The sequence below is a fragment of the Reyranella sp. genome (assembly GCF_044224635.1).
GTDB lineage: Bacteria > Pseudomonadota > Alphaproteobacteria > Reyranellales > Reyranellaceae > Reyranella.
Genome location: NZ_JBGAKA010000020.1, coordinates 38,459 through 50,956 on the forward strand (window position 1 = coordinate 38,459; position 12,498 = coordinate 50,956).

Genomic DNA, 12,498 nt, shown 5'->3' on the forward strand with positions numbered 1-12,498 from the left:
GTCGCTGGCCCTGGCGAGACCGCCATGCGGCCCTGCCGCCGCTGCATTGTCGGAATCTCGCCGAACGGCCGCTTTTATTGTCGCGTACTGTATGCGGACATTGACGTATCCAGTGGCTTTGCTACCGTGGGTTCCGTCAGTGCCTGTAGCGTTTGGTGAACGCTACCGTCGCGCGCATCGGTTGGGATCCGAGGCAGCGTAGCGCGGCGCAGGTGGCTGCAAGTGGGTGTGGATCACATGGCTGGGTTTGACCTTGGCGCAGCGCCGTCTGCCTTGTGGCAGGCCGGCGGCAATCTCGACTGCGAGATCGTCGCCGCCTCGATAACGAGGCGATTCGCCGCGATCGCTCAAGGCGCCGCGTCAGCGGTGGCCGTCGTTCAGGGAGATGAAGCCCTGGCGTACGCCACGCTCGACCGGTGTTCGAACCAGCTCGCCCGCGTCCTGCTGCGGCAAGGAGTCGGGCCGGGCAGCGTCGTCGCCGTGTACGCGAGCCGGTCGATTGGCGCGCTCACCAGCCTGCTGGCCATCCTCAAGACCGGCGCCGCCTATGCCCCCCTGGATGCGGCCGCGCCGGCCGAGTATCGCGACTGGGTCCTGCGCGACTGCGGCGCCCGGCTGTTGCTTACGGATCGCCGCCTGGCGGGCAGCCGGCCCGTGTTGACGATCGATATCGACGCCGCCCTGGCTGCCGCCGAGGCCGACTCCGGGGCGCCGCTCGAGGACTGCTCGTCGCCCGCCGACATCGCCTACGTGATGTACACGTCCGGGTCGACCGGGCGGCCCAAGGGCGTGCAGATTCCCCATCGAGCCGTGGTGCGCCTGGTGGTCGGCCAGGACTATGCCCGCTTTGCCGCCGACGAGGTTTTCCTCCACGCGGCTGCCCTCTCGTTCGATGCCAGCACGTTCGAGATTTTCGGCGCGCTTCTGCACGGGGCGCGGCTGGCCGTTGTCGACGGCGACCACGCCTCGCTCGACGACATCGCCACCGCAATTGCCCGCCATCGCGTCACGACGGCGTGGTTCACGGCAGGGCTGTTCCATCTGCTGGTCGAGCAGCGGCTCGCGGCGCTGGCCGGCCTTCGTCAGATCTTGGCCGGAGGCGACGTCCTGTCGCCGTCGCACGTGCTGCGTGCCCAGGCGGCGCTGCCCGACTGCCAGCTCATCAACGGCTATGGACCAACGGAGAACACGACCTTCACCTGCTGCTACCGGGTGCCGCGCGACGGCTGGGGTGGCGGGCCGGTGCCGATCGGGACGCCAATTCGCGGCACCCATGTCCGCCTGCTCGACGACGACATGAAGCCGGTGGCCGATGGCGAGACAGGCATGCTCTTTGCCGGCGGTCTCGGCGTTGCGTCGGGTTATCTCGGGGAGGCGCGGCATTCGGCGACCAGCTTCGTGGCTGATCCGGAGCATCGCGACGCCGTTCTCTATCGAACCGGCGATCTGGCGCGCCGCCGCGCGGACGGCGCCTTCGATTTCCTGGGTCGCCAGGACCGGCAGGTCAAGATCGACGGCAAGCGCGTCGAGCCTGGCGAGATCGAGGATGCGCTGCGTCGCGTCGGGGCGATTGCTAATGCCGTGGTCGCCGTCGGCCGCGCTCTGAGCGGCGAGCCCGCGCTGACGGCGTACGTCACGCCGGCGCCGGGGAGCATCGATCGCGCAGCCCTGATATCCGAGGTTCGAAGCGGGCTGGAACTGAGCCTGCCGGCCTACATGCGGCCGTCGCAGATCGTCGTCCTCGAGGAATTTCCGCTCACGCCGAATGGCAAGGTCGATCACGCCCGACTGCCGGCGCCGGAGCCGGTCCAGACTGGGCCGGCTCCGGTGATGCAAGAGGGCGCCGAGAGTGTGCTGAGCGGGATCGTCTCGCGGGTGCTCGGCGTCGCCGCCCTCTCGCCGGACACCAATTTCTTCGATCTCGGTGCCACGTCGCTCAAGTTGATGGAAGCTCACGCCGCCATCGAGCGGATCTGGCCCGAGGTCGGCATCGTCGAGCTTTTCCGTCAGCCGACGATCCGCGGCCTGGCGCGCGCCATCGAACGCCGCAGCGTGCCGGCCGATGCGGCGCCGCAGCGTCGCGGGCAGCAGCAGGCCGAGGCGCTCCGGCGGTTGCAGCGTGCCCGGACGGCACGATGACGATCCCGGACAACGCCATCGCCGTCATCGGGCTCGCCGGCAGGTTTCCCGGCGCCCGCGATGTCGGGCAGTTCTGGCGCAACATCCGCGCCGGCGTGAGCTCGATCCGCCGTTTCTCGGAGGCCGAGCTCGAGGACGCCTTCTCCGCGGAGGTCCGCCGCGACCCCGGCTTCGTCCGGGCGCGCCCGATCCTGGACGACGTCGACCAGTTCGACGCTGCCTTCTTCGGCATGTTGCCGCGCGAGGCGGCGCTCACCGATCCGCAGCACCGGCTGATGCTGGAATGCGCCTGGGTTGCGCTCGAGGATGCGGGCTACGAGCCCGCGCTTTATCCCGGCGCGATCGGCGTTTTCGCCGGCTGCAGCCTGAACACCTACCTGCTCTCCAATGTCCTGGCCGAGCGCCTGGACCCGGACAGGTTCGCCAGCGACTACCAGGTCGGTTCCTACGATGCGCTGCTCGGCGCGCTGTCCGACACCCTGGCGACGCGGATCGCCTACAAGCTGAACCTGCGCGGGCCGGCCATGACGGTCCAAAGCGCCTGCTCGACCTCGCTGCTGGCGATCGCCCAGGCCTGCCAGAGCCTCCTCCTGCATCAGTCCGACATGGCCCTGGCGGGCGGTGTCTCCATCACCTTCCCGCAGAAGCGCGGCTATCGTCACCAGGAAGGCGGCATGGTCTCGCCCGACGGCGTGTGCCGGCCTTTCGATGCCTCAGCCGCCGGCACGATCTTCGGCGACGGTGCGGCGATGGTTCTGCTGAAGCGCCTCGCCGATGCCCTTGCGGATGGCGACCATGTCTATGCCGTCATCCGCGGCAGCGCGGTCAACAACGACGGCAGCGACAAGGTCGGCTTCACCGCGCCGAGCGTGCAGGGACAGGCCGACGTCATCGCGGCCGCACTTGCGGTGTCGGAAGTCGAGGCGGAGACGATCGGCTACGTCGAATGCCACGGCACGGCGACGCCGCTCGGCGATCCGATCGAGTTCGCCGGTCTGGTGCAGGGCTTCGGATCACGCCCGGTCGGGCGGCCGTCTTGCGCCCTTGGTTCGGTCAAGGCGAATGTCGGCCATCTCGACGTCGCCTCGGGCGCCGCCGGCCTGATCAAGGCCGTGCTCGCGCTGCATCATCGCGAGATTCCGCCGCTGACGAACTTCCACGCTCCCAATCCGCACATCGATCTCGCCGGCAGCCCGTTCTATTTCCCGACCGCGCTGCAGGCGTGGCCGGAGGGCGGCGCGCCGCGACGTGCCGGCGTGAGCTCGTTCGGGGTCGGCGGTACGAACGTCCACGTCGTGCTCGAGGAAGCGCCAGCCGATCCGCGCCCGGCGGCCGAGGGCTGGCAGCATCATGTCCTGCCGCTATCGGCCAGGACCGACGCCGCGCTCGCCGCGACGGCAACGGCGCTTGCCGATCATCTGGCCGACAACGCCGGAGTAACGCTCGCCGATACAGCCTTCACCTTGCAGGCGGGCCGGCGCGCCTTCGAGCGTCGCGCCGCGGTTGCCTGCGCCTCGCGCGAGCAGGCGATCGGGGCGTTGCGTGCACTGTCGACCGCAGGGCCTTCGCCCGCGCAAAGCGGACCGCCGCCCCTCGTGTTCATGTTTCCCGGCCAGGGTGCGCAGCAGCCGGGCATGGCGCGCATCCTTTATCGGGACCATGCCTCCTTCCGGCAGACGATCGACGAGGGCATCGCGATCGCGACGCCGATCGTCGGCGACGGCCTGCGCGCACAATTGCTCGATCCTGCGGCAACGGGTGGCGAGGCGACGCTGCTGGCCCAGCCGGCGCTGTTCATCTTCGAATACGCCCTGGCGCGGCACTGGATGTCGGCCGGGATCGCGCCCGATGCAATGGTGGGCCACAGCGTCGGCGAGTTCGTGGCCGCCTGTCTCGCTGGCGTATTCACCTTCGCAGAGGGCTGCCGACTCGTCGCCACCCGGGCGCGGATCATGCAGGGCATGCCGACGGGCGCGATGCTGGCGGTCCGTCTCTCCGAAGCCGAGCTGACGGCAGAGCTTGGCGACGCACTCGACATTGCCGCCATCAACGCTCCGTCGCTTTGCGTCGCTTCGGGACCGCTCGAGGCAATCGAGGCTCTGGCCGACAGGCTCACTGAGCGTGGCGTGGCGTGCCGTCGTCTTGCCGTCTCGCATGCGTTCCATTCCCGCGCCGTGGACCCGGTGGTGGCCGGGATCGGGGCGGCTGTCCGCGCGGTCTCGCTTGCCGCGCCACAGATTCCCTTCGCTTCGGGCGTGACCGGAACCTGGACCGGCGCAGCGGCGACCGATCCGGACTACTGGGCCCGGCACGGCCGCGCCTCGGTGCGCTTCGCCGATGCCCTTTCGACGGTCGTCGGGGATCGTCCTCCGTTCCTGCTCGAGGTCGGTCCCGGCGGAACGCTGTCGGCCCTGGCAGCCCAGATTGTCGACCGGCACCGGCTGCGCTGCGTGGCAGCGAGCCTCGGCTCTTCAGATGCCGGCGATCTCTCGCAGTCGCTGGCCGCTCTGTGGAGCGCGGGCTTCACGCCCGATTGGGCCGTCGTCCTGCCAGCGCACGGCCAGCGCATCCCGTTGCCGACCTATCCTTTCCAACGCACGCGCTGCTGGATCGAGCGCGAAAGGGCATGTGACGAAACAGTCGATCCAAGATTGCTGTCATCCCGAGCGCAGCGAGGGACCTTTGAGGCAGCACTAAAGGTCCCTCGCTACGCAGTACAGGCCTTAAGTGGCAGCACAACGTCACCGCTGCCGCTCGGTCGACCGTCGGCGGCTGCCACCCCGGAAAAAGTCATGACTTTGAACCCGTCGGTTGCCGCGTCGCGGACTGCCGCGCTGCAAGACCAGATCATCGAGACGCTCGAGCACTTTTCTGGCGCCTCCGGCATCGATCCGCAGGCGAGTTTCGTCGAGCTCGGTTTCGATTCCCTGATGCTCGGCCAAGTTGCTCGCGCAATCGAGAAGAAGTTCCGCGTCAAGATCACGTTCCGGCAGCTGCTGCAGGAATTGCCATCGCCGGCGCGACTCGCCGCGCATCTCGACGCGATCCTGCCGCCACAGGCGCCACAACCGGCACCAGCGCAACCGCTGCCCGTGCAGGCAACAACAACGGCAGCAGCAGCAGCAGCAGCAGCAGCCGGTCCGATGGGCGACGCGCTCTCCACGCTCGTCCAGACGCAGATCGCTGCCATGAATGCGCTGTTCGCCGAGCAGCTGCGGGCCTTTCAGGCCCAGGCGGGCGCCGTTGCGGTCCAGCAAGCGGCAACGCCAGCTCCGCCTGCCGCCGTTTCGGCACCGCCAGTCGCGGAAGGAGAGGCGCGCGTGCGGCTTTACCGACCGCAAGCAGCCGGGGAGCACGACGCGCTGACCGAGAGCCAGCGCCGCTACATTGAGGAGCTGGTCGAGTGCTCCAACGCCCGGACCCCGACGGCGAAGGCGAAGACCCAGCAGGATCGGTCCGTCCTGGCCGACCCGCGCACGGTCGCGGGCTTCCGGCCGGAGTGGAAGGAACTGGTCTATCCGGTGATCGCTGCGCGGGCCAAGGGGGCGAAGCTCTGGGATCTCGACGGCAACGAGTACATCGATCTGGTCAATGGCTATGGCCAGACGATGTTCGGGCATTCGCCGGACTTCGTCGCAGCGGCGATTGCAGTGCAGCTCGAGGAAGGCTTTCCGATCGGACCGCAGAGCCCGCTCGCCGGAGAGGTGGCGGTCCTGGTGTCAAGGCTGACCGGCAACGAGCGGGTGACGTTCTGCAATACCGGCTCGGAAGCGGTGATGGCGGCGATGCGCGTGGCGCGCGCCGTCACCGGACGCGAGCGTGTCGTCGTCTTCGCCAACGACTATCATGGCCAGTTCGACGAGGTGTTGGTCAAGGCCGCCGGCCGGTCCGCCGGTCGCGCCTTGCCGGTGGCGCCCGGCATTCCGCCCGAATCGGTCGCCAACATGACGGTCCTGCCGTACGGCGATGCGCAGAGCCTCGACTGGATCGAGGCCAATGGCGACGATATCGCCGCTGTCCTGGTGGAGCCGGTGCAGAGCCGCCATCCGCTGCTGCAGCCTCGAGCATTCCTGCAGCGCTTGCGCGCCATTACCGAGGCCAAGGGCGCGGCCCTCGTGTTCGACGAGATCGTCACCGGCTTCCGCGTGCATCCCGGCGGCATGCAGGCGGTGTTCGGCGTCAAGGCCGACCTTGCGACCTATGGCAAGGTGGTGGGGGGCGGCATGCCGATCGGCATCCTCGCCGGCACGGCCCGGTTCATGGATGCCCTGGACGGCGGCGTGTGGCGCTACGGCGACGAGTCGGTGCCGGAGACCGCGCCCACCTTCTTCGCCGGCACGTTCGTGCGCCACCCCTTGGTGCTGGCAGCCGCCAAGGCCGTGCTCACGCACATCGAGGCCGCGGGACCGGAGCTGCAGGAAGGCCTTGCGCGGCGCATGGGCGGTCTGGTCGACGCGCTCAACCGCGAGCTCGAGCGGCGCGGCCTCGCGACGCGCGTCGAGGGTTACTCGAGCTGGTTCCATGTGACCTTCGCGGCAGAGGGTCCCCTGGCGTCCCTGTTCTGGGCGCACATGCGCCTGCTCGGCATTCACGTGCAGGAAGGCTATCCCTGCTTCCTCACGTCGGCACACTCCGACGCCGACATCGCGGCCATTGAATCCGCCTTTGTCGCGGTGCTCGATGCGATGCAGACTGCAGGTGTGCTGAATGCCAACCGAGACGCCGCTGTCTCGATGCCTTCGGCGTCGCCTGTCGCAGACGAGTGGGCACCACTCACCGAGCCTCAAGTCGAGGTGCTGGCCGCCGCGCGGCTGGGCGACGAGGCTTCGTGCGCCTTCAACGAGTCGGTCAGCATCTCGCTGGACGGGGCGCTCGACGTGACGGCCCTGGTCGCCGCCGTCAACGCCGTCGTTGCCCGTCACCAGGCGCTGCGTGGGCGAATCGACCAAGAGGGCGAGCGCATGCAGTTCGCCGCGTCGCTGGCGCTCGATGTGGCGCTGGAGGATCTTTCGCGCGACAGCGATCCCGATTCGGCGCTGGCAGCGCTGGTCGCCGCCGATGCGTGCACCCCCTTCGATCTCATGGCTGGACCGCTGGTGCGTGCCAGGCTGGTCCGCCTGTCGACGCGGCGCCATGTCCTTCTGTTCACCGCGCACCATATCGTCTGTGACGGCTGGTCGATGAACCTGGTGCTGAAGGATCTTGCGACCTTCTATCGGATGCCGGGTGCGAGCAGCGCTGAAACACTGCCGCCGGCTCCGCGGTTCTCGCAGCACGCGCTGGCATCGGCGGCGGCGTCCGGCACGCGACAGGTCGACCTCGATTACTGGACCGCGCTCTATCGCGAGCTTCCGGCATTGCCGGATCTTCCGACGGATCGCCCGCGGCCCGCGCTCCGCACGTTCAGCGGGGCGACCTTGTCGACCCATCTCGACGCCCGCCTTCTGAAGGCCCTGCGCAAGACCGGCGCCGCACACGGTGCGACCCTGTTCGCGACGCTGTTCACGGCCCTGCAGACCGTTCTCGGGCGCCTGTCGGGCAGCAGCGACGTCGTCATCGGCGTGCCGGTGGCGGGTCAATCCGTCGACGACGCACCGGAGCTGGTCGGCCATTGCGTCAACCTGCTGCCGTTCCGCGCGCCACTGGACTGGCAAGCGCCCTTCGCCCGGCATGTCGGTGCCGTGGCGGAGCGCCTGCTCGATGGCTTCGACCATGCGAAATGCACCTATGGCACGCTGGTGCGCGCGCTGCGGATCGAGCGCGTCGCCAACCGCCTGCCGCTCACCGAGTTCCAGTTCAATCTCGAACGCCTGGGCGACGATCTGGATTTCGGCAGATTGGAGGGTGCCGTCACGCCCAACCCCAAGGCCGCGGTCAACTTCGACCTGTTCGTCAATGTCATCGAATCGGCCGCCGGGCTGCGCATCGATTGCGATTACAACACCGATCTGTACGATGCAGCGACCGTCGATCGCTGGATGGCGCACTATCGGACGCTCCTCGAAGGCATCTGTACGACACCCGAGTGCACGCTGTCGGCTCTGCCGATGCTGTCCGCCGAGCAGGCGCATTTCGTCCTCGATGCGGTGAATGACAGCGCCGCCCCCTATCCGAAGGACAGGTGCATTCACGAGCTGTTCGCGGCTCGGGCGGCTGCCGATCCGGAGGCCGTGGCCTGCATCGATGGCGCAGGGGAAATGTCGTACGCCGAGCTCGACTTCCACTCGACGCGCCTGGCGCAGGAGATGCTGGCCGCAAGTCCGGTACGCAACGGCAGGATCGCCGTGGCGACCGACCGGTCGCGCGCGATGCTGGTGGCCTTGCTCGGCGTCATGAAGGCCGGCCACGCCTACGTGCCGCTCGATGTCCGCCAGCCCGGCGAGCGTCTCCGGCAGATCGCCAACGCAGCCGGGATCGACGGCATCGTCTGCCAGGACGAGGCGATGCAGGCGGTTGCCGGCACGGCGGTCGCGGTGCGCCTCGATCGGCTCGACCTCGGCCGGGCACGGCCGACTGCGCTTCCCGACCTTCCCGCCGTCTCAGCGAGCGACTCCGCCTACATCCTGTTCACATCAGGCTCGACAGGAGCTCCCAAGGGCGTCGAGGTGAGCCACGGGGCGCTGACGAACGTGATCAGCTGCGTCGCCGGCATGTGCGGCGTCACGTCGGCCGACCGCGCCGTGGCGTCGAGCGCCGTCACGTTCGATGTCGCCGCAACGGAACTTTACACGCCGCTGATATCGGGTGGGCGTGTGATCGTGGTTGACCGGCAACAGGTCATGAGCGGCGTCGAGCTGGTGGAACTGGCCGGCACGAAAGGCGCCACCTTGATGCAGGCGACGCCAACCCTGTGGCGCATGCTGCTGGAGGCGGGTTTCCGCTCCCATCCCGGTTTGAAGATGATCACGGCCGGCGAAGCTCTGCCGCGTGACCTGGCCGATCGGCTGCTCGCAGGCGGTGGCCGGCTGTGGAACCTCTACGGACCGACCGAAACGGCGATCTATTCCAGCGGCGTCGAGGTGCATGCCGGCGGGGACATCATCACCATCGGCAGCCCCCTCGCGAACACCCAGCTCTTCGTGCTGGACGATCGCGACTCCGTTCTTCCTGCCGGAGTTGTCGGCAACCTCGTGATCGGCGGCGACGGTCTGGCGAAGGGATATGTCGGCCGCGCCGATCTCACGGCGCACGCCTTCCCGCAGATCGCTGTCGCCGGGCGCGCGCCGCAGCGTCTCTATCGCACGGGCGATCTCGCGCGACTGCTGCCGTCGGGCGAATTCGAGCTGCTGGGCCGTGCCGATCGCCAGGTGAAGCTGCGCGGCTTCCGGATCGAGCTGGAGGAGATCGAGACCGTGCTGCGTCGGGCGCCGGGTGTGCGCGACTGCGCCGTGTTGTTGCGCGACGATGCCGGGACCGATCCGTCGCTCGTTGCCTATGTGGTCGCCGACGGCAGCGCAAAGTCTGCCGACCTGATGGCCCATCTCGCCGGACGCCTGCCCGACTACATGGTGCCTGTGCACTGGATCGAGCTTGCGGTGCTGCCCCTGACCTCGAGCGGCAAGCTCGATCGCAACGCGCTGCCGCCTCCGGCCCGCGCGGCGTCGAACGCTGCCGAGCCGACGGCTGAGCGGCCGCGGACACCTTTGGAGACCGCCATCGCCGACGTGTGGGCCAGCGTGATCGGTCGTCCGAGCGTCGAGATAGACTCGCCGCTGTTCTCGCTGGGTGCCGACTCCCTGCAGGTCTATCGCATCGCTGCGCGGCTCGGGCAGCAAGGCATCGCCGTCAACGCTCGCGCGCTGATGAGCAATCCCACGGTGGCAATGCTGGCCAGGGCGATTCAGGAAAGCGTGCCCGCCATCTCCGTTTCGCCGGCCGCATCAGGTCCTTCGCTGGCCGATTTTCGCTACCGAGCCCGCCGGAGCAGGGGGAAACCATGAAAGCTGGTGAACCCAATGACCGCATGACGTCGCCGGAGACCGAGGCCCTCGACGGATTTCCCTGTACGTTGTTCCAGGAGAGCCAGTGGGCCAGGTACAAGCTCCATGGTCCCTCCGGCTTCAACATCGCGATGCGTTGGGCCGTGAACGGGGATCTCTCGCGGCTGGCTGCGGAAGGGGCGCTGCAGTCGCTCATGCGGCGGCATGAAATCCTGCGCACCGGTTTTCGCGAGGTCGATGGCAAGCTCCAGCAGATCGTATCGCCGTCCTGCACGCTCAGGCTTCTCGACGTCGACCTGTCCTTTCTTCCGCCGGCCGAGCGGGCGGCCCGCGCCGAGCAGATGGCCAGGGCCGAGGCTCTCGATCCAATGGATCCTCGGCAGGCGCCCCTGATGCGGGCGACGCTGCTGCGTTTCGGTCAGGGGCGCGGCGAGCTGCTGCTTACCCTGCATGCCATGGTGGCGGATGGCTGGTCGACGGGTCTGTTGACCGGCGAGTTCCAGGCCGCCGCGCGGGCGATCGACGCCGGCACGCCGCCGGACGAGTCGGAGCCGGAGCTGCAGTTCGTCGACTATGCGCTGTGGCAGCAGGAGCTGCTGGCGAGCAACGCACTCGATGACTCGCGGGCCTTCTGGCGGCGGCACCTGACCGGCGCCGTCGGCACGCGTGTCCAGCCCGATCACAAGCCTGCATCGGCCGACAACGATCGCAGCTCGATTGCGTCGGTCCTGCTGCCGGCGACCGTCAGCGACGCGATCGATGCTTTCGGGCGCCAGCAGGGCGCGACGCGGTTTGCTCTCGCCGCCGCCGGTCTTGCCCTGATGCTGCATCGGGTAACCGGCGAGCGGGAAATCGTGTTCGGATCGCAGGTGGCCAACCGCGAGGAGCCGGCGGCCGAGCGGCTGGTCGGACCGACCGTCAACTCCATCACGTTGCGTGTGCCCGTGGCGGTCGATGCGTCGCTCCGGCAGTTCGCCGCGACGGCGACCGGAATTGTTCAATCGGCGCTGCAGAATCAGCGCCTGCCGCTCGAGATTGCGGAAGGTTTCGCTGCCACCGGCGAGGGCAGGCCGCTGCATGCCGTGAATCTCGTCGTGCACCGTTCGTACTCGGGCACCGCCGAAACCGAGGCGGGGACTTCCGGTCGCTTCAACCTGGTTTCCCTGCCGTCATACCCGGCGGGATCTCCCTGGGATCTGAATTTCTATCTCATCGGACGAGACGAGGGGTGGCGCCTGTCGTGCGAGGCGAACGCTGACCTCTACGAGCCGAGCACGGTGCAAAGCCTCTTGCAGGCGTGGCAGGAGTGCCTGCACGGGCTCGTGACGACACCTGATCGCGGTCTCGCTGACTGTCCCTGGCTGCTGGCCGTTGTCGTGCGCGCCGAATCCGCGCAGCCGGGGCTCTCGGCGCCCGCCGTGCAGCGCCATGAGCCGACCGACCTCGACGATCCCGCCCGTCACATCGTGCGCTTTCACGAGACGGGGACGAGCGCGCCCATGGTCGTGCTCAACAATCGGTCAGTCTATTATCCTCTCGCTCGCGAGCTCGGCGACAATCGGCCTTTCATCGATATCCAGCTCTATCATCCGTCGAGCCGTTGCGATGCGAAGGCGCATCGCTTCGAGGAGCTCGCTGCCCGCGCAATTCACCTCATCCGCTCGGTGCATCCGAAGGGTCCCTACATCCTGGGCGGTCATTGCGTGTACGGCACCGTGGCGTTCGAAGCGGCAAGGCAGCTGCAGACGATGGGCGAAACGACGACGCTCGTCGCCCTGTTCGACTCCTGGGCGCCGGGATACCGCGAGGACATGTCGCCGCTCGACCGCAAGCTCCGCCAGTTGAGGATCGACACCGTGGAGCACAAGAAGCGGCTGGAGCAGTACCGCAGGGGCGAGGTCGGGCTCGATGCTATCGTCCGCAAGCCGATTCTCCGCCGCCTCGGCCGGCTCGGTCCGGAGCCCGCGCCGGAGAAGTCACCGGACCTCCAGTTCGACGATCTGGTGACGGATGCCGCCAAAGCATACCGGCCCGAACCTTATGAAGGCGACGTCATCCTGTTCCGCAGCCAGGAGACGCTGCGCGGACGGCTGTTCGACGAGCTGATGGGCTGGGGTCCGCTGGTCTCGGGCAATCTGGTGAAAGTGGAAGTGGACAGCGCGCATCAGGACATGTTTCGCGATCGGCCGGCGCGCGACATCGCCGCCGTCTTGCGCGCCAGGTTGGGCGACGGGGCCAAGAGCTAAAGCAGGATTGGTTTACGTGAATCCAACTGTCATCCTGAGCGCAGCGAAGGATCTCATCGCCAGGAGTTTCATAGTGCTCCCGCTGCAGGCGGCGATGAGGTCCTTCGCCTACGGCGCTTGCTCCGCAAGCGCCTTGCTCAGGACGACAAGAATTCGGGCGTCGGCGTAAGAAT

3 protein-coding genes are annotated in these 12,498 nt (G+C 68.1%); all 3 read left to right on the top strand.

Annotation, left to right across the window (positions count from 1 at the left end; genetic code table 11):
- Positions 1-237: 237 nt before the first annotated feature.
- From ACILR9_RS18560 to ACILR9_RS18570, 3 genes are read left to right on the top strand one after another with little or no spacing between them, the layout of a single operon-like run.
- Positions 238-2,139 carry an amino acid adenylation domain-containing protein gene (locus ACILR9_RS18560; RefSeq protein WP_395711437.1) on the top strand — a complete coding sequence of 634 codons (1,902 nt, stop codon included), beginning with the start codon at positions 238-240 and terminating at the stop codon, positions 2,137-2,139.
- Positions 2,136-10,079, top strand: a complete 7,944-nt coding sequence (locus tag ACILR9_RS18565; protein WP_395711438.1) for an amino acid adenylation domain-containing protein — start codon at positions 2,136-2,138, stop codon at positions 10,077-10,079. The genes ACILR9_RS18560 and ACILR9_RS18565 overlap by 4 nt, the downstream gene beginning before the upstream one ends.
- Entirely contained in the window at positions 10,076-12,325 is a 2,250-nt protein-coding gene (locus ACILR9_RS18570; protein WP_395711439.1) for a condensation domain-containing protein, read from the top strand. The genes ACILR9_RS18565 and ACILR9_RS18570 overlap by 4 nt, the downstream gene beginning before the upstream one ends.
- Positions 12,326-12,498: the final 173 nt, after the last annotated feature.